The organism is Paenibacillus sp. FSL R5-0470 (genome assembly GCF_037975205.1).
Taxonomy (GTDB): domain Bacteria; phylum Bacillota; class Bacilli; order Paenibacillales; family Paenibacillaceae; genus Paenibacillus_AQ.
Genome location: NZ_CP150238.1, coordinates 3,625,328 through 3,643,807, shown reverse-complemented (window position 1 = coordinate 3,643,807; position 18,480 = coordinate 3,625,328). Strand labels below are relative to the sequence as shown.

Genomic DNA, 18,480 nt, shown 5'->3' with positions numbered 1-18,480 from the left:
AGCCTTTTTGAGAAACAGCTTTCATTCCATCCACCATCGATTGTTTTTGCTGTTTCTTTTTTGCATGTCTAGCATTCTATTAATTGTGAGTCTGCTCTATTACAACCGGACAACCGTACAGTTTCATGAGAAAATAAGTGATTTGTCGCAGAAGAATGTCGCTCAGACAGCGGATCTATTCAGCTTACTGTACAAAGGGTATGATAGTCTCTCTAAATCACTCAGCAATAACTTTGAATTGATACGTTTGATTAATGAGACAAGCACTGAGCCCGCGGTTGCTTACATCAATGAACAGACGATTACCAATATTTTGGGAGCTATATTTTATTCTCGGGATGATCTCGTAGGTATTCATGTCATTACAGATAAAGGTAAGATCTATAATTACGGAAACTATATGAATGTGGTTGATCCCGAATATATGAAGGAAGATTGGTACCATCAGCTGCAAGCTTCCTCCGGTAAAATGGTCTGGCTCGGCGTCTATGAACATTCTCTTATCGATCAAGTGGAGGATAGTCCTGTGTTTGCCTTCGGACGTCAGATTTACGATCTTAATGAACACAAACCGATAGGCATTGTTCTGTACGAGACGAATCCGAAGCCTGTTCTGGATGCGCTGGATAATGTGAAGCTGGGTGAGCATAGCCAGGTGTATTTAATGTCGCAGGATGGACGATTCGTATCCTCTGCCGAAGATCAGGAACCTGATTTAACTCAGCTCCCGTCTTTACAGAACTCCCAGAATGTTGTGGTCGAACAGACAGCCAACCGTCTGCTTGTCGCTTCTAAACTGTCCTTCTCTGGTTGGTGGGTGCTTAGTATCACTCCTAATCGCGACCTAAATGTAGAGTTGGTAGAGATGAAACGGTATCTGTTCATTGTATTTTCGATTCTTGTTCTCGTCTCTACTTTGATAGCTTCTATTGTTTCACGAACGATTTCTTTGCCGCTTAAAAAGGTGATTCGAGAGATGAAGCAAGTGGAGATCGGTAATTTTCGGGGAATGGTGAATGTTTCATCTTATCAAGAGATTAATATTCTTGTTGCTTCGTTTAATCGGATGGTTCGCCGAATCGAAGAACTAATCGAGCGGGTAAAACTTTCTTCCGTCAGTGAGAAGAATGCTGAGCTTCATGCCTTGCAATCTCAAGTGAACCCACATTTTCTATACAATACTCTGGATATGATTTATTGGATGCTGGATGAGGAAGGGAATGAGCAACTGGGTGAACTTGTTCTCTCGCTATCTTCGATGTTCCGGTACAGCAGTCATTGGGAAGTTGACGTAGAAGTCACACTACGAGAAGAACTGGAACAAATCGGGCACTATCTAAATATTATTTCTATCCGGCTGGAAGGTCGTCTACGGATTGAGATAAATATAGATGAACGATGGTTTGAAGTTCGCCTTCCCAAGATGACTGTACAACCGGTCATTGAAAATGCTGTAAAACATGGCTTGGAATCGCTCGATCGTCAAGGTATTCTGAAGGTGAGTATACTTGAAGAAACTGGAGTGCTGAACATCGTCGTTCAAGATAATGGCAAAGGTATGGATGCAGAGAAGCTGAATGCGCTGGTGGAATCCTTGGATCGACCAACAACGAAAGAAAATGGAAAAATGGGGATCGGTCTTCAAAATCTGCATCGGCGGCTCCAGCATATGTTCGGAGAATCCTATGGTCTTGTGATTCGAAGCTTACCTGGAGAAGGAACCGAGGTTGCTATCATGCTGCCGATTCCGCAGGAAGGAGAGCTTAGTCGTGAACATTCTCATAGCTGATGATGAACGGGTGATCCGAGAAGGCATTAAGCGCACTATAAGAAGTATCTATCCAGATTATTGTGTACATGTTGCTGCGTCGACAGAAGAAGCTGTCAAGATTATGGAGGAACAGTTCATCCATATCGTCTTAACAGATATTCTTATGCCCGGTATGAATGGTCTAGAGTTCATGAGGATTTCTAAGCGGCGGTATCCTTATGTCAAATGGGTGGTCATCTCTGCACACAGTGAGTTCGCCTATGCGCAGGAGGCCGTTCGTCTTGGAGCGAGAGATTATCTACTTAAGCCGATCGGCAAAAGCAAGCTACTTGAGATTATTAGTAACTTATCGCTAGAAATAGAGCAGGATCATAAGCTTATTAAAGATGAAGACCGATTAAGGTCAAGTCTGAAATATTTAAGAGAAGGTGTATTTCAGAGGCTCGCTTCTGGTTTTAATCTCGGTAATTTAGACATCAGCCAATTAATAGAAGACCATCAATGTTTCTATTTGATTTTGCTGCAAATGGATGCGGGTGATAAAAACATTCGTATAGAACATTTTATTGTAGAGAATGTGTTAACTGAGCTGATAGAGCGTGACGGGAGCGGTTTTGTGGTCAGCTATGACCGCCAGAGTCTGCTGGGATTAATCACCTTAAGGGAAGAAGCACGATTAGAATCTTTTCTGGAAGATGGGCGGACCTATTTGAAGCAATATTTAAAAACACCCTTCCAAATGATCCATTCTGGACTTAGCTACGATATAAATACTGTACCTCAGATCGTAACTAGCTTAAGAGAGGCGGTGAATTCGCAAGTATTGGATTTAACGCCAGCGAAAGGTAGTGGCGAAAAAGCCATCGACATCGCATTGCAATATGTAAAGGAACACTATTACGAAGACCTTACTTTGGAAAAGATTGCTTCCGTTGTATTTCTGAATCCGGTCTACTTCAGTCAATTATTTAAACAGAAGACGGGTCAAGGCTATAAAGAATATGTGACATCCTTACGATTGGAGCAAGCGAAGCTGCTGCTAGTAAACTCGAAGCTTAAGGTGGCAGAAATCGCCGAACGTATTGGATATCAGGACATGCGACATTTTACACAGATGTTCCGCAAGCGGTTCCTCGTAACTCCTACGGAGTATCGTCAGCAGCTTAACAACGGAACCTACTGAATTTTTGTTCATAGGAAAGGAAAAAGGATCTCTGCAGCCATTAGGGTGGCTATAGAGATCCTTTTTTTTGTGTGTAGATCAGTATGGGTAACTAGAAGCAGCGTATATAAAAATAACGAAAAATAAAATGATTATGGCGTAAAGGAGAGTGCCGACAATCCCGCATACAAGACCCGCAATAGCTAAGCCTCTTCCTTGCTCATACCTAATCCGTATTTCTTTAAGGGACAGGGCAGATAGAATAACCGCTACAATCCCTAACAAAAATCCGATATAAGGAACAATTATGGAAAGTACTCCTAAGACGAAACCAGCAATTGACTTGCCATTCATCGGTGTTGGTGGGGGCGGGGGAGGATAATAGTTTTGATTCTCGTTCGGCCCATAACTCATTCAAATCACCTCCTATCAAGCGTGTTATTGGATGTAGTTAATCCAGTGTTCAAGCTGTACACAAGGAATGAGTCCAATAGATTCAGCTAGTCTGATGGAAGCTTGATTTGTTTCAAGCACATGATAGCGTGGAATAAACCCTCGTTCTAACGTTTCTTGTATGGCGGTTTGGACCACCTTTTTCGCATACCCGTTTCTTTGAGAGGATTCTAAAGTATGCACAGCGCCGATTTCCCAGAGGGTTTCTTCATTACAGAACGCTAAGCAGGTACTGACCGGATTGTTGTCTAGGAAAATTGACACGGAAAAAGCCCCGTTTTGAAAATAGTCTTCTATTTCGTCTTTCGTGTAATGATTAGCGGCCCACAGCGGAATTAATCTGTCGTCAACCACATGACTGATAACAACATCTTCGTCCTTCGGAAAGATTTGTCCCGCAGCTGTACTGTATGAGTAGAACCCCCGGACTTTCTCCATTGAAAAATGTGATGATAATGCCTTTGTATAGTTCACGTCTTGCAGTTTAAAAACAATTTTTGCTTGTGGAGGCAACAATTGAAACAGAGCCGGAAATACATCTGGGCTGCTGTAATCCATAAATACGATGTAATCCGCTTGAGGATATACTCTATGATCATATGCGTACGCTGAAGCAGGAAGAAGCAATAAAACACCCCATTGATTTCCTTGCTCCACAAGATGAGACTCCATGACTTCATGGAATGAGGTTAGCATTTTTAATAAACTGACATTCTTTAACGGTTCTTTGCGCAATCTGGTCATAATTCGGTCATTCTGGTGCATGTTATTTACTCCCCGCTCAATATATTTCAATATAAATTGCACTTATGCAGATCATTGTATTTAGGATAATTATTATATCGCAGAAATACGTCAGCTTGACAGTGACTGCTATAATGTATTAGGAAAATAAAGCTTGCTGTTAATGCAGCATACGTAATCGGAGGCACAGAATTTCATGACACAATCTATCACACCCGCTGCAGTTCGTGTAGGAGGAGGCCTAACTAAGCAATTCATACTTATTTTAGCCATTGCATCAGGATTAAGTGTCGCAAATATGTATTACAATCAGCCCCTTTTGGCCGATATAGGACGAACATTCCATGCATCCTCTAACGCAGTAGGATATGTATCGATGCTTACTCAGATCGGTTATGCGCTTGGGATGTTATTCTTTGTTCCGTTGGGCGACATCCGTGAACGAAGAACACTAATATCCGGACTTCTTATTGCTGTATCACTATCACTTGTTGGTTTCGCTACAGCTCAGAACCTTATTTGGATGTATATCGCCAGTTTTGCTATTGGCATTACTACGGTCGTGCCGCAGGTTATCATTCCTCTCTCGGCGGAGCTCGCTTTGCCAGAAGAAAGAGGAAAGGTTATTGGAACAGTAATGAGCGGGCTGTTTTTTGGTATTTTGCTTGCAAGAACAATATCCGGAATTATAGGAGATATGTTCGGCTGGAGAGCCATGTACTGGATTGCCGCAGCTATAATGCTATTGTTATCCCTTATCTTATACCAACTAATTCCAAAGACGAAACCAGAAAATAATTCATCCTATACAGATCTACTGAAATCAATGGGGAATTTGATTCGCAGATATTCGACGCTTCGTGAAGCATCATTGATTGGTGCTTGTATGTTTGGTGGCTTCAGCGTGTTCTGGACTTCACTGGCTTTCTTTCTAGAAGGTAAACCTTACCACTATAGTAGCTCTATCACAGGCTTGTTTGGGTTGATTGGTGTAGCAGGTGCTGCGGGCGCTCCATTTATCGGTAGGTTAGCTGATAGGATCGCACCGAAAAAAATAGTAGGTATACTACTATTGCTGACATTGATTGCTTATGGATTCTTCGGTTTAGCTGGATTTACAATTTGGAGTCTGATTGCCGGTGTTATTATCCTGGATCTTGGAGTACAAGGGTCACAGGTTAGTAACCAAACACGAATCTATGCACTTGAGCCGGCGGCGCGCAGCCGAATAAATACGGTGTTTATGGTTAGCACTTTTACAGGTGGAGCTATTGGATCAACACTTGGAAGCTTTGCATGGCAGCATTGGGGCTGGAATGGCGTCTGTCTGATGGGTGGAATACTAATTGTGGCCGCTATATGCATATGGATAGTCTATAGAGGAATTGAGAAGAAGAAATTCAACGCAGGAGGTGCATGAGCATCGCTCAGAAGACGAAAGTCGTAGAAGTTGTCCCATATGATCCAGAGTGGAAGGTAGAATTCGATAGAATAAGAGAACAGTTGTTATCTTATGTTGGCGACCTCATTATTACGATAGAGCATGTGGGGAGTACTTCCATTGAAGGGCTCGCTGCTAAACCCATCATAGATCTTGATCTTGTAATGGATAGCTACGATGTACTCCCACAAATCATAGAACGTCTACAACAGCATGGCTATGAACATCAAGGGAACTTGGGAATCGAGGGAAGGGAAGCCTTCAAAAGAGGTCAAGCGGACGAATTCATGAAATATCATCTGTATGTATGCCCTAAGGATGGAAAAGGGTATTTGGAGCATATCGCTTTTAGAGACTATCTCCGTTCAAATGCGGAAGCACGCCAAGCATATGCAGAAGTCAAACAGCATTTGGCGGAACAACATCGCTACGATATGGATGCTTACTGTGAAGGAAAGACAGCGTTTGTCACCTCGATTTTATCGAATGCCATGAAATAACCCATAAGGAATCATGTGCCAGATCGAAGATGGTTTCGATATTCACTGGGGGACATGCCGCTCCATTTACGGAACTGTTTGGAGAAATACAACGCATCATTGAAACCGACCGAAGAGGATACCTGGTCGATGGTGAGCGTTCCTCCAAGCAGTTCCTTTGCTTTATCCATGCGAACCTTTAACAAATATTGCTTGGGTGACATTCCGATCTTTTGCTTAAAGGCCTTAGAGAGGTGTGCCCTATGATAACCAAGAGAGGACGCCATGTGGTCGATACTGATCTGTTGATGGAATTGGAGAGAGATCCAGCGGATCGCTTGATTGATCTGGCGGTCGATAACATCCGGTAATTGTGCGGATTTAGGGGTTAGCGAACCTATGTTCGCAAGTCCGAATTTGTGCACCAGAAGGCGCAGCCACCCAGAAGCCTCCAAACTTTCCAACCTTGGATAAGCAGACTGCTGAAAGGAAAAACGAATATGCTCATACAAGTTATGTATCTCTATAAGGTTATCTAAGTGTATTAACGGCTTGTCCGGTGTAATCCCCACTTCTTTAAATAGCTGCTGAACGGCTTCTCCTTGCAAGGCTACCCATACATAAGTCCAAGGCTGTTCCATGTCTGCCTGATAGCTGAATAATGCCCCTGGGAAAATAACAAAGGTATCTCCCGTACCACATATATGAGAGTTACTTCCACTCTGAAACACACCCTTTCCATCCATTACGGTATGTATAAGGTAGTAATCGTGAACAGAAGGCCCCATCTTATGTCCCGGGACCGGTTTACCTTCTCCGCTGAACAATACAGTTAGGTCGATTTCATCTGGAGCAAGATTAAACCCTGCTGTGAAATGATAATGCTCTGAAGCCATTTGCTTATGACCTCCTATACGTGATTTGAATTACATTTAGATTATAGGACGGGCCACTTAAATGCAACAAATATCCATATATGAATTGTATTTCTCCATACTCATTGAGACCGCTCTCATTTATAGTGAATAGTGAAGAGAGAGACGGATATCCTTTGACATTCTAGTGTTTATAAGGGGAATTCATTGAGGTTTTCTGAGTGGCTAGCGATGTCGAGACCGTAGAACTCACTACTTAAGGAGGAATATTTCATATGTCCAAAATTACATTTATCGGAGCGGGTAGTACTGTATTTGCAAAGAATGTTTTAGGAGATTGCATGAGAACTCCAGCCCTTCAAGGCTTTGAGCTTGCCCTATATGATATTGATCTTCAGCGCCTGAAAGATTCCGAGAATATGCTGAGTAATATAAAAGCAAGTAGTGGCAGTACTTGTATCGTGAAATCCTATACGGATCGTAAGGAAGCTTTGCGCGGAGCTAAATATGTGATTAATGCGATTCAGGTCGGGGGTTACGATCCTTGTACCATTACAGACTTTGAAATTCCGAAGAAATATGGCTTGCGTCAAACGATTGCGGACACGGTTGGTATCGGTGGTATTTTCCGCAACTTACGCACGATTCCTGTCATGCTTGATTTTGCGGCAGATGTGAGAGAGGTTTGTCCAGATGCTCTGTTCATGAATTATACGAATCCAATGGCAGTATTGACCAATGTGATGAACACTTATGGTGGTGTGAAGACTGTTGGATTATGTCATAGCGTACAGCATTGTATTCCAGGCTTATTCGAGCATCTGGGAATGGATCAGACGGGTGTACAGGCTAAGATTGCAGGGATTAACCATATGGCTTGGCTACTCGAGGTTACGAAGGACGGAGAGGACTTATATCCGGAAATCAAACGCCGCGCTGCCGATAAGCAGAAAGAGCATCACGGGGATATGGTTCGTTATGAAATGATGCTTAAATTTGGTTACTATATTACGGAGTCTTCAGAACATAACGCAGAGTATCATCCTTATTTTATCAAACGTAATTATCCTGAGCTCATCGAACGCTTTCAAATTCCACTCGACGAGTACCCACGCCGCTGTGTAGAACAAATTGAACGGTGGCAGAAGATGCGTGAAGAATTAGTAAATAACAAAGAGCTTGTACATGAACGTTCGCATGAATATGCGTCCTACATTATGGAAGCCATCGAAACGAATGTACCTTTCAAAATTGGTGGTAATGTTATGAATACAGGTCTTATCACCAATCTTCCGAAAGAAGCATGTGTAGAAGTTCCGTGCCTTGTAGACCGCAGTGGTGTCACTCCAACCTTCGTGGGAGATCTGCCTCCGCAGTGTGCCGCACTGAATCGTACGAACATTAATACACAATTGTTAACAATCGAAGCAGCGATTACTCATAAGAGAGAGCATATTTATCACGCAGCTATGCTCGATCCGCACACTGCCGCCGAACTGTCGATGGATGACATTACGAATATGTGTGATGAGCTGATCACAGCCCATGGAGATTGGTTGCCCGCGTATAAATAAAATTTCATATTGTTACAATTTTATAATTCTAAAGCCTGAGAAATCAGGCTTTTTTTGCTTATCTGTCTAGGACAACTGGGGTCCTACGGAATACAAATATATGGACACCTAAATGCGGAGGTGAAGCATGATGATCGTTGAGAATTATACTTTAGCATCGTCCACATCCCATGCCACCCCTTATTACGTGATCAGAGGTGGGCTTCCTGGTCCTGTGTTTATGGTGGTGTCCGGCATACACGGGAATGAAACGGCAAGCATTCGTGCGGCGAAAAACATCGTGAATCACTTAAGACAAGGAGAACTATATATTTACCGTGGTACGCTTATTATTGTTCCCCTCATGAATCAAAAAGCTTATCGCAAACGAATTCGGGGTGTGCCCGATTTGAACCGAACGTTTCCGCGTACTCGGAATGGATCTGCCAAACATCCGTTATCCGTAGCCTTGCTTCAATTAGTACGGCGTTATCGCCCCTCCTGGTACCTTGATCTCCATGAAGCGAACGGTTTGTCTCAAAGAAATCCGAAACGCCTCGGTCAGTCTATTATTATTAAGCCGGGGAGCCAAGGTACGGTTACGGCAAGACGTCTCATAAAAGACATTAATCGTACAATCGCTAATACTTCTTATCATTTTAATATCCGATTACGAGAGCGCCCCGGCTCGTCACGTTCAGCCGTCTCCCGCATCATAGGAGCGAAGGCATTTACTGTGGAAACATGCTGGAGTCTTGATCGTGACCTTCGTATTCGCTATCAGATAGACATTGTTAGTCGCTTTTTAAGAAGCGCTGGATTAATGTGATGATGATTATATAAGCTGAATGTCAAGCAAGCTGACCCTGAGTTCATAGGAATCGGCTTGTTTTTTGTGGATTTTGAAAGATCATTGACAACAATGAGTATAGTGTATATATTACATATATACATTGAACACACATAAACTAGGAGTGAGGGCACGAGTTCATGAACATATTGATATCCAACACTTCCGGTGAGCCCATCTATGCACAGATTGTAAGTCAGATCCGCCAGATGATCCTGCAAGGAGAGTTAGTCTCAGGTACGCCTTTACCTTCTATTCGACTGTTAGCTAAAGAGCTGCAGATTAGCGTAATTACAACAAAACGAGCTTACGAAGAACTGGAGAGAGAAGGGCTTATCAATTCCATTGTGGGAAAAGGCTCCTTTGTTTCTGGTGCGGATCAGGAGTTTATTCGTGAACAACGGTTACGGATCATGGAGAACAAAATGAAGGAGATTATCGACGAGAGTAAAATGTTAGGGATTGATTTTGCTGAGTTCAGTGAGATGTTGAAATTGCTGTATGAGGAGGAGACAGAATGAACGATGTCATTCAATTGAATCAAATATCTAAAAAATATGGCCATTTTAGCCTATGCGAACTTACGTTCGGTATCAAGGAAGGATATATTACGGGGTTAATAGGACCCAATGGGGCAGGGAAAACAACATTAATTAAAATGATGATGGGTATGGTACAACCCGACCAAGGAAGTATCGAGATTTTCGGCAAAGAAACAACCGTAAAGAATGCAAAGTACAAAGAGCGAATTGGGTATGTTTCCGATGAGAACTACTTTTACGATCAATTAACCATCGATCAGATGAGTAAGATGATTGCTCCCTTTTATAGTCAGTGGGATAAAGAGACTTATAGGAAATACATAGAGATGTTCAAGCTTTCCCCGCGGAAAAAGATTAAAGAACTCTCTAAAGGGATGAAAATGAAGTATTCGCTCGCCATTGCTTTATCACACGGTGCAGATCTGCTCATCATGGACGAACCTACTGCAGGTCTTGATCCCATATTCCGAAGAGAACTGCTTGATCTGCTTAGTGAGCATATACAGGATGAGAAGAAATCTATTCTTTTCTCCACGCATAACACGACTGATTTAGACCGGATAGCGGATTATATTGTTTTTGTAAATGAGGGGCGACTAGTATTTAATGAGATGAAAGAATCTCTACCTAATAAATATATGCTGGTAAAAGGCAACAAGGAGTTGCTTGATCGGGATGTGCGGAAGTGTTTTATTGGGATTAAAGAGACAGCACTTGGTTTTGAGGGGCTTCTTAACCACAATTCTGAGGAGGCGCGGTATTTTAGAGATCAAGCGATATGCGAAATACCTACCCTGGAAGAAATCATGTATTTTACGGTAAAGAGAAACGCTTTGTATGTCTAATCTCTTGCTGTTGATTCGGAAAGACTTTATTCTCCTGGGGAATTTCATTCCTTTATTTCTCTTGAGTATTTTGTTTGTCGCATATGTACAATTGGATAGCTCCAGTATGTTTGCTACATTTCAATCTTTACTATTGCTCGTATACTCCTGTTCAATGGATGCACAGAATAACAACACAAAGTTTGTTTTAGGACTGCCAGTAAGTCGGCAAGAGATGGTCTTGGCTAAATACTTATCATTGATTCCTTATAGTTTCATCGGTTTAGTTTGCTCTTTAGCTTTGTTTCTAATTTCCTTTTCATTTGGATATTCCATTAGCCCAGTGTATTGGATAGGGGTATCTTTAACGTTATTTATGATTTCTTTGACTGCGTCTATTTATCTGCCGATTCATTATTGGCTTGGTAACAAGAACTATCACTTTAATATCCTTTTTAATGTAGTTGTAACGATAACCACGATAAGTGCTGGATCTTCACTCAACAATTCATCTTTTTTCTTAACAATAACCCACTTAAAGCTGCAGGATCATCTGGTACAGACAGCTTTGATAGGGATCGTTTATCTATTCATCTTGTACTTCTCATATAAGATTTCACTACGAATGTTTAGCAGGGAAGAGTTATAAGCTAAGGAGGAATTATAGTGTATCATTCATTGTATCTTATTCAAAAAGACTTCATTCTTTTGCGTAAATTTCTGATGTTGCTCATCCCTTTCTTTATTTTTATAGCTTACTCGAACTATCATAGCTTCAGTTTATTTACGGTAATGCCACCCATGCTGTTATTGATTAGCTCCTGTTCTATGGATACTCAGCAGATGACGCAACGGTTTCTCGTTAATCTCCCTGTGCGGAGACAAGAGCTTGTCCGCGCTAAATACTTCTCAATCCTTCCGTATGCGCTTGTTGGGCTGGCAGCAACTGCTTTTACCTATCTCCTGATTATTATGACAGGTAAAGAGGTGACCCCTCATTTCTGGCAAGAGGTTGGTATTGCGATATCTATTTTCCCGCTCCTCGCTATGCTTTATTTACCGATTCATTACTGGCTAGGGGCTAAAGGAACGCAAGTGGTTAATCTCGTTTTTATGATGATTATAATGGTTGGTCCGAATGTGATTGGTAGCTTGCTTCAATGGTTTCCTGAATTAGAGAACTGGCAGAGCTTTGGTGTGAAGTCTAGCTTTATTCCTTATATCATACTAGGACTCGCTTACGTGTTTTTACTCAGCTGTTCTTATCTCATTTCTTTGCGGATTTTTGAGAAGAAGGATCTCTGATGTTAATAATTTGAGATTTAGATTGAATTCATATACCATTATCACTACAACGATAAATACTGTAGGGGAAGGGTATACATCCAATGCCTAAAATGATTTATAGTTTTCGTACAAAAATGATTATGCTGCTGATGGCCAGTATGCTAGTATCCGGTGGGATAACCTTTTTAATCTATAAGGCGCTCCAGCGATATTATCACTCTGAGGTGAAGTTTGAGAATCCACTAACCAAAGTTCGCTATGTAATAAGAGATATTGGAGATGTAAATACATTTTTAATTATCTTTATACCACTAGCCATTCTATTTTTCTTCTTATTCACTAAGCCGTATGCAAAATACTTCAAAGAAATATCAAAGGGGATTCATCAACTAGCGTCAGGTGATTTCTCCGAACGAGTAGATATACCCTCCAAAGATGAATTTGGGATGATTGGTCATGATCTCAATCTAGCCATTGAGAATATGCAAGAAGCCATTGAGCGGGGAGACATTGCCGAGAGCAGTAAAGATCAACTCGTGTTGAATCTGGCGCATGATTTGCGTACACCCCTAACCTCGGTTATTGGTTATTTGGATTTTATTTTGAAAGATAATCAATTAACGCCTGAACAGACCAGGCATTACACGACGATTGCTTATACCAAATCTCAACGTTTAGAAAAATTAATCGATGAGCTGTTTGAAATTACAAGAATGAATTACGGCAAGCTTAAGCTTGAGAAATCCTCGATTGATCTCAGTGAGCTTCTCTTACAATTAAATGAAGAATTATATCCAGTCTTTGAGAAAAATGGCCTATCCTCCAGATTGGATATGACACAAGCTCTGATAATTTACGGTGACGGGGAATTGTTAGCACGTGTATTTGAGAACCTTCTTACGAATGCGGCCCGATACGGAAACGATGGTCAATTTATTGATATTCACGGTTACTTGGACGCTAACGAGGTAGTCGTTGAAGTAATCAACTATGGAAATTGTATTGAGCCGGAAGAGCTGCCACGAATTTTTGATATGTTTTACACGGGTGATCGTGCACGAACACATCCAACAGGAAGTACGGGACTTGGCTTGTTTATTACTAAAAATATAGTAGAGCAGCATAATGGAACCGTATCTGCGCAAAGCAGTGTGGTGCGGACAATCTTTGAAGTGAGACTCCCGAGAAACAGTAATTGAAGATCATTTCTATATGATGAAGTACCAACCTAAAGAGGATTCGTTGGTGGGTGATATCTAAAAATCGTCCACCTTTGAAATCCTCTTAAAAACATGATATAATTAGCATGCTAATTAATTTGTAAGGTGGTTCGGGGGAACAAGCTGTGATTGAAGATGAGATAAGAGAACTACTGGATAGAATTTCAGCCGAAATGCGTAGAGATTATGCAGCGCTGCTTAGAGAATTTAATCTTCATGTAGGCCAAGAACAGTTATTATGCCGGTTATGGAGATCAGATGGAATGACACAGATCCAGTTAAGCGAAAGTCTGAATTGTGAGCCTCCAACTATTACGAATATGGTGAAATCACTTGAGAGTCATGGGTTTGTTGTTCGAAAAAGAGATCCTGAAGATGGCAGAGTAAGCCGAGTGTATCTAACTCCAGCCGGACGTAATCTTTGTGAACCTGTGGAACGTATATGGAATAAGCAACTGGATAAATTATTAACAGGAATTTTACCCGAAGAACGTTTATTATTAAGAAGGCTTATGAAACAGATGGCGGATAATTTATCTTGAATCTGGCATTACTCACCACATCCATTAGCAAGCTAATCAAAACTTAGAAAAGAGGAACATAGATGATTACCAGTTTGACTCGTATTAATGAACTAGCCAGGAAAGAACGTGAAGAAGGTCTGACAAAAAGTGAATGGGTGGAACAGATCGCTTTGCGTGAAGATTATCTACGTGAAATTCGTGGACAAGTTCGTAACAGTCTATCGGGAGTAACGATTGTAGATCCTGAGGGAAATGATGTTACGCCTGAAAAAATTCGTTTATCGCGTAAAGAATCTTTGAACTAATCTTTAGCTAATGAAGTGAATTTACACCTTTAGAATATCGTTGAATGGTCTTATGGCTAATCAGCGAATATCTAAAGGTGTTTTTTTTTGATATCAAATGGACGAAAATGGAATCATATTTATAAAAATTATCTTAACGGAAGCTTAATTTGATTTTGTTAGCTGATGCTGAAAGTTAAGGTTCACTTAAACTTGTGTTTCACAGGATCTAAGACTGGATTGTTAGAATGAAATGGACAGAAGAGAAGATATAAATATGTGGGGAGCGGGAATTACATGATGAAAAAGACATTTTTCTTTTTACTGAAAGCAATAGGAGTTATAGTCATAGCCATAGCGCTTTTTCTAGCCATTGTTTTTACTGTTAATGTGATCTGCAACAAAATCGAGAAAGGAAAAATTGAACCCTATGGTCAGCTTGTACCTGTAGATGGAAAAAAAATGAACGTCACGATTCAAGGAAATGGTGAAGAGACGGTAGTATTATTACCAGGATATGGAACTGCAGCGCCGGGTATTGATTTTAAGCCGCTTGTAGACGAGTTATCTCCATTTTATAAAGTGGTTGTAATTGAGCCATTTGGCTATGGATTAAGTGATATCACGGAAAAAGAACGAAGTACTGAAAATATAGTGAGTGAGTTACATGAAAGTTTACAACAATTAAATATAGACCGTTATATTCTGATGGGACACTCCATATCCGGAATTTATGCTCTAGACTATGTGAACAAATACAAAAACGAAGTTAGTGCATTCGTAGGGATCGACAGCAGTGTTCCGGCACAAGGAGCCGGCGATGAACTTCCAACAGCAGCCTTAAAATCACTTAAACAATCAGGTTTCTACAGATTGCTGGTTAAACTCTCGCCTGATCAAATCATTGCACCCGATGTTGATGCTAAAACGAAAGAGCAAAATAGAGTGCTTTCGCTTAAAAACATGATGAATCCGAACATCATCAACGAAGCAGATCATTTCTCAAGCAACTTCAAAGCCGCAGAAAACTTAAAGTTCCCTAAAGAACTTCCCGTGATGTTCTTCTTAGTAAAAGATAATTCGGATGTTGAGGGCTGGGCAGCTTTACATGAAGAACAGATCAAAGATTCCTTGCATGGGAAGATGATGATGTTTGAAGGCGATCATTATTTACACCATACCCGATCGAAAGAAATCGTGGAGAACTTCAGAAACTTCATGAGTGAGATAAAATAAAAGTAAATAAGAAAACGTCGAACGATTCATATAGTGAATCATTCGGCGTTTTCTTATGGATTAAAGTACGATTCACCAGCGTGATTCTAAAAAAAGATGATTGATCAACGCAATTGTGGGCACTCTATATCCTAATCTTTACTATAGGAAGGACTACAATAGCATGTGCGGAATAGCAGGAATCTTAAAATGTAATGGACAACCCCCGCAAGAGGAAACCTTAAAACAAATGACAGGTGCAATGAATCACCGAGGTCCTAATCATGAAGGCGTATGGCTCGATTCTCAAATTGGGCTCGGTTTTCGTAGGTTATCCGTTATAGATTTACGTGATGGAAATCAACCGATGACGAATGAAGATCGTTCCCTTTGGATTGTTTTTAATGGTGAAATCTATAATTATAAAACACTACGAGATCAGCTTAAGCTAAAGGGACATCACTTTCAAACGCAATCAGATACAGAAGTCATTGTGCATTTATATGAGGAATACGGTAAGGACTGTGTCCATCATTTACGAGGAATGTTTAGTTTTGCGATTTGGGATGTTAAGGAACAGACGCTTTTTGCTGCCAGAGATCATTTTGGCATCAAGCCTTTTTATTATTACAAAGATGAGAATAACCTTTTATTTGCTTCGGAAATTAAAAGCATTCTTGCAGTTCACGGAGTACCAAGAAAGCTTCAGTATCAAAGTTTATTTAGCTACTTAACTTTTCAGTATGTGCCGCAACCGGATACGATGTTTGAACATATTCATAAATTAGGACCTGCAGAGCGAGTATTTGTTAACGCTAAAGGTGAAATGAAGATCGAGAAATATTGGGAACCCCATTTTCATCCGGTAAAACGATCTTTAGCGGACTATGCGGAAGAAATTAAGTGGAAATTGAAAGAGTCTGTAAACCTTCATTTACAAAGTGATGTGAATAGAGGGTGTTTTTTGTCCAGTGGAATTGACTCCACAGCAATAGCTGCAATGATGAAAGCAGAAGAATTAACAAAGACCTTTTCGATTGGATTTGAAGGGGTAAACAATGAAACCATCATTGCAAATCAAACGGCAGCTAAACTGGGAACGGATCATTATTTTCACATCTTATCTACAGAAGACTTTTTTGATAGTATTCCGAAAACGGTATGGCATCTAGATGAGCCTGTCGCGGATCCTTCCGCCATCGCTCTTTATCATCTCAATCAGCTTGCAAAAGATCATGTCACGGTTGTCCTATCCGGGGAAGGCGCTGATGAATTATTCGGAGGATACCGGATCTATAGAGAGCCAGATGCACTAAGACCCATTTCATGGATGCCCAATTTCATAAAGGATTCGTTACGAAAATCATTGTCTATATATCCATATCATTTTTATGGAAAAAACTATTTACTTCGGGGGCTGACACCTTTAGAGGAACGCTTTTTCGGTAATGCTAATATCTTTAACAAAAGCGGAAAGATGAACTTGCTCCATGAGTCGGTGCACGCTCAAAATAGCTTTTTACATCCGACGGATATCGTTAAGCCTTTTTATGATAAGACAGTGCACCTAGATCCTACGACAAGAATGCAGTTTATTGATATGAATTTTTGGTTGCCTGGCGATATTTTGTCAAAAGCAGATAAGCTGTCTATGGCACATTCATTGGAATTAAGAGTCCCATTTTTAGATAAAGAGGTTTTTGAAACGGCTAGTAAAATTCCAGTCTCCAATCGAATTGGCAAAAATACAACAAAACTCGCTTTGCGTAAAGCTATGGAAGGAATTGTTCCTGATGCTATTGTGAATCGCCCGAAATTAGGATTTCCCGTACCGATTCGTGATTGGCTTAAGACCCCGATTTCAGATATAATGTTTGAGCAAATACGCTATAGTGGTATTGAAGAAATATTCAATATGAATATCATCGAAGAAATGTTTATCCAGCATCGGAGTAATAAAGGTGATTATTCGCGTAGAATCTGGCTAATTTACATTTTTTCAGTGTGGTACACGCTTTTTATGAAAGAAGATCTGAAGCAATTAAAGAGTGCCGTGCTGTAATGGGGGAGAGATCGTTTGAACATTGAGGAATATGCATGGAATAAACATGAGCAGCAAATAAAATCAACTAACGAATTTACTTACAGTAGTCCTAAGATAAAGATTGTAGACAATAATGAATTAAGAAATCAACTTGAAGAGACACTTGAAAAATTACCGCAGAAGTTCCTGGCCAAATGGGCTTTGAGCGTTGCTGTTGAACACCTGGATCATCTGGATCAACATCTTATAAATGACCCGCGCATTGATTTAGGGATAGAAACGCTAGAAAAACGTATAGCTGGTGGTATCAGAGCCTTTGACTTAAGAAAAGTTGGATTCATAGTCAATGAATTAGCGAAAGAGTCCACAACCGAAGCAAGTAAGTATGCTGCTCGTTCTTTTGCACAAGCCATTGCAACTGGACATATGAGAGGACATGCTATGGTAAGCAGTGACTATGCAGTTAAAATGGTAATCATATCCAATAATTCCTCAGTGGCCGAGTCTGCCACTAAAGAACGGGAAAGACAATTAAGGATAGCTAAAGAAATGTTTTATAATTGAAGCTATAAGACTGAACGGTATGAAGATACTGATATAAGTTAATTAATGGTAATAATTAGCTTTTTTATTTAAGAGGTACGTAAAGAACAATCAACAATAAACATATAAATATAACTAAACAAAGTTTAATCCGAGATTCTGATACACTTTAAAGTTTAATACTCGTTAGAGACAAATCAATATCTAAAAAGAGATTCAATTGTTCATGAAAGGGAAGCTAGTATGAACAATTTTGAATATTGTATAGATATCAATTATGGACAGCTAATTGGCATTAGTATGGTTTAAATTGGCTTGTTCCATTAATTTATGTACTACTTCCTCACAAAACCCGTATTTTGTACATATGTCTTTGAGTTGGAATAAGCCCTGTTTACATCTAGGATGTTGTACAAATGTCGGTGGACAAAAACATAGTCCCTTTTAGGACAAGAACTTTGTCCCTTTGCCGACAAAGCCCCTATTCTGGCCATAAAAAAACAACTCAACTGGAGCAGTTTTCAATAATCATGCTTCTTTATATAAGAATTTACGTAATTAATCCGTTCATAATTTTTTGGATAATCAATGGATATCCGTGCTGGTACATAGGATTTCATTTTTGAAATAGCTTTCTTTTTTCTTAAGCTATGATTGGGGCATTGATAT

General features: G+C 40.3%; 19 protein-coding genes. 16 read left to right on the top strand and 3 right to left on the bottom strand.

The features are described from left to right. The first annotated feature begins 7 nt into the window (after positions 1 to 7). Positions 8 to 1,789 carry a sensor histidine kinase gene (locus MKY99_RS15890; protein WP_339264926.1) on the top strand — a complete coding sequence of 594 codons (1,782 nt, stop codon included), beginning with the start codon at positions 8 to 10 and terminating at the stop codon, positions 1,787 to 1,789. Continuing rightward, entirely contained in the window at positions 1,770 to 2,954 is a 1,185-nt protein-coding gene (locus MKY99_RS15885) for a response regulator (protein ID WP_339264924.1), read from the top strand. The genes MKY99_RS15890 and MKY99_RS15885 overlap by 20 nt, the downstream gene beginning before the upstream one ends. A gap of 78 nt (positions 2,955 to 3,032) precedes the next feature. Here MKY99_RS15885 and MKY99_RS15880 read toward each other — a convergent pair whose 3' ends face one another. Next, on the bottom strand, positions 3,033 to 3,347 hold the full coding sequence (locus MKY99_RS15880; protein WP_076298693.1) for a DUF4190 domain-containing protein: 315 nt from the start codon (positions 3,345 to 3,347) through the stop codon (positions 3,033 to 3,035). Between the two features lie 24 nt (positions 3,348 to 3,371). Continuing rightward, entirely contained in the window at positions 3,372 to 4,151 is a 780-nt protein-coding gene (locus tag MKY99_RS15875; RefSeq protein ID WP_339264921.1) for a GNAT family N-acetyltransferase, read from the bottom strand. 175 nt (positions 4,152 to 4,326) lie between these two features. Between MKY99_RS15875 and MKY99_RS15870 the strand changes: the two genes are divergently transcribed. Both MKY99_RS15870 and MKY99_RS15865 read left to right on the top strand, forming a co-directional pair. Further along, the gene (locus tag MKY99_RS15870) at positions 4,327 to 5,550 is read left to right on the top strand and encodes an MFS transporter (RefSeq protein ID WP_339264919.1); all 1,224 of its coding nucleotides are present in this window, start codon (positions 4,327 to 4,329) and stop codon (positions 5,548 to 5,550) included. Continuing rightward, the gene (locus tag MKY99_RS15865) at positions 5,547 to 6,071 is read left to right on the top strand and encodes a GrpB family protein (RefSeq protein ID WP_339264917.1); all 525 of its coding nucleotides are present in this window, start codon (positions 5,547 to 5,549) and stop codon (positions 6,069 to 6,071) included. Before MKY99_RS15870 ends, MKY99_RS15865 begins: the two co-directional genes overlap by 4 nt. Positions 6,072 to 6,082: 11 nt before the next feature. On the opposite strand, the gene MKY99_RS15860 is transcribed toward MKY99_RS15865, so the two are convergent. Continuing rightward, a complete protein-coding gene (locus tag MKY99_RS15860; RefSeq protein WP_339264915.1) occupies positions 6,083 to 6,946 on the bottom strand; it encodes an AraC family transcriptional regulator in 864 nt (287 codons plus the stop codon). A 254-nt stretch (positions 6,947 to 7,200) separates the two neighbouring features. Between MKY99_RS15860 and MKY99_RS15855 the strand changes: the two genes are divergently transcribed. The 12 genes from MKY99_RS15855 (at position 7,201) to MKY99_RS15800 (ending at position 17,832) form a co-directional block, all read left to right on the top strand. Further along, entirely contained in the window at positions 7,201 to 8,499 is a 1,299-nt protein-coding gene (locus MKY99_RS15855) for an alpha-glucosidase/alpha-galactosidase (RefSeq protein WP_339264912.1), read from the top strand. A 130-nt stretch (positions 8,500 to 8,629) separates the two neighbouring features. Beyond that, entirely contained in the window at positions 8,630 to 9,307 is a 678-nt protein-coding gene (locus MKY99_RS15850) for a succinylglutamate desuccinylase/aspartoacylase family protein (protein ID WP_339271671.1), read from the top strand. A gap of 161 nt (positions 9,308 to 9,468) precedes the next feature. Further along, entirely contained in the window at positions 9,469 to 9,849 is a 381-nt protein-coding gene (locus MKY99_RS15845; RefSeq protein ID WP_042188506.1) for a GntR family transcriptional regulator, read from the top strand. Continuing rightward, on the top strand, positions 9,846 to 10,715 hold the full coding sequence (locus MKY99_RS15840) for an ABC transporter ATP-binding protein (protein WP_339264910.1): 870 nt from the start codon (positions 9,846 to 9,848) through the stop codon (positions 10,713 to 10,715). Before MKY99_RS15845 ends, MKY99_RS15840 begins: the two co-directional genes overlap by 4 nt. Next, positions 10,708 to 11,343, top strand: coding sequence for an ABC-2 transporter permease (locus tag MKY99_RS15835; protein WP_339264908.1), 636 nt, complete (start codon positions 10,708 to 10,710; stop codon positions 11,341 to 11,343). The genes MKY99_RS15840 and MKY99_RS15835 overlap by 8 nt, the downstream gene beginning before the upstream one ends. A 17-nt stretch (positions 11,344 to 11,360) precedes the next feature. Then, positions 11,361 to 11,999, top strand: a complete 639-nt coding sequence (locus MKY99_RS15830) for an ABC-2 transporter permease (protein WP_339264906.1) — start codon at positions 11,361 to 11,363, stop codon at positions 11,997 to 11,999. An 83-nt stretch (positions 12,000 to 12,082) separates the two neighbouring features. Then, the gene (locus MKY99_RS15825; protein WP_339264904.1) at positions 12,083 to 13,180 is read left to right on the top strand and encodes a HAMP domain-containing sensor histidine kinase; all 1,098 of its coding nucleotides are present in this window, start codon (positions 12,083 to 12,085) and stop codon (positions 13,178 to 13,180) included. A gap of 146 nt (positions 13,181 to 13,326) precedes the next feature. Next, positions 13,327 to 13,743 (top strand): MarR family transcriptional regulator, encoded by a 417-nt coding sequence (locus MKY99_RS15820; RefSeq protein ID WP_339264902.1) that lies wholly within the window; start codon positions 13,327 to 13,329, stop codon positions 13,741 to 13,743. A 62-nt stretch (positions 13,744 to 13,805) separates the two neighbouring features. Next, positions 13,806 to 14,030: a DUF896 domain-containing protein gene (locus MKY99_RS15815; protein WP_149647472.1), complete on the top strand. Its 225-nt coding sequence runs from the start codon at positions 13,806 to 13,808 to the stop codon at positions 14,028 to 14,030. Between the two features lie 276 nt (positions 14,031 to 14,306). Continuing rightward, positions 14,307 to 15,245 carry an alpha/beta hydrolase gene (locus MKY99_RS15810; RefSeq protein ID WP_339264900.1) on the top strand — a complete coding sequence of 313 codons (939 nt, stop codon included), beginning with the start codon at positions 14,307 to 14,309 and terminating at the stop codon, positions 15,243 to 15,245. Positions 15,246 to 15,408: 163 nt separating this feature from the next. Further along, a complete protein-coding gene (gene asnB / locus MKY99_RS15805) occupies positions 15,409 to 17,286 on the top strand; it encodes an asparagine synthase (glutamine-hydrolyzing) (RefSeq protein ID WP_339264898.1) in 1,878 nt (625 codons plus the stop codon). 15 nt (positions 17,287 to 17,301) lie between these two features. Further along, a complete protein-coding gene (locus MKY99_RS15800; RefSeq protein WP_339264896.1) occupies positions 17,302 to 17,832 on the top strand; it encodes a putative immunity protein in 531 nt (176 codons plus the stop codon). Positions 17,833 to 18,480: the final 648 nt, after the last annotated feature.

Coding starts and splice junctions, on each gene's coding strand:
- MKY99_RS15810 (WP_339264900.1), top strand. CDS start 14,307: ATGATGAAAAAGACATTTTTCTTTTTACTGAAAGCAATAGGAGTTATA.
- asnB (WP_339264898.1), top strand. CDS start 15,409: ATGTGCGGAATAGCAGGAATCTTAAAATGTAATGGACAACCCCCGCAA.
- MKY99_RS15840 (WP_339264910.1), top strand. CDS start 9,846: ATGAACGATGTCATTCAATTGAATCAAATATCTAAAAAATATGGCCAT.
- MKY99_RS15825 (WP_339264904.1), top strand. CDS start 12,083: ATGCCTAAAATGATTTATAGTTTTCGTACAAAAATGATTATGCTGCTG.
- MKY99_RS15845 (WP_042188506.1), top strand. CDS start 9,469: ATGAACATATTGATATCCAACACTTCCGGTGAGCCCATCTATGCACAG.
- MKY99_RS15815 (WP_149647472.1), top strand. CDS start 13,806: ATGATTACCAGTTTGACTCGTATTAATGAACTAGCCAGGAAAGAACGT.
- MKY99_RS15870 (WP_339264919.1), top strand. CDS start 4,327: ATGACACAATCTATCACACCCGCTGCAGTTCGTGTAGGAGGAGGCCTA.
- MKY99_RS15860 (WP_339264915.1), bottom strand. CDS start 6,946: ATGGCTTCAGAGCATTATCATTTCACAGCAGGGTTTAATCTTGCTCCA.
- MKY99_RS15880 (WP_076298693.1), bottom strand. CDS start 3,347: ATGAGTTATGGGCCGAACGAGAATCAAAACTATTATCCTCCCCCGCCC.
- MKY99_RS15850 (WP_339271671.1), top strand. CDS start 8,630: ATGATCGTTGAGAATTATACTTTAGCATCGTCCACATCCCATGCCACC.
- MKY99_RS15855 (WP_339264912.1), top strand. CDS start 7,201: ATGTCCAAAATTACATTTATCGGAGCGGGTAGTACTGTATTTGCAAAG.
- MKY99_RS15865 (WP_339264917.1), top strand. CDS start 5,547: ATGAGCATCGCTCAGAAGACGAAAGTCGTAGAAGTTGTCCCATATGAT.
- MKY99_RS15835 (WP_339264908.1), top strand. CDS start 10,708: ATGTCTAATCTCTTGCTGTTGATTCGGAAAGACTTTATTCTCCTGGGG.
- MKY99_RS15875 (WP_339264921.1), bottom strand. CDS start 4,151: ATGCACCAGAATGACCGAATTATGACCAGATTGCGCAAAGAACCGTTA.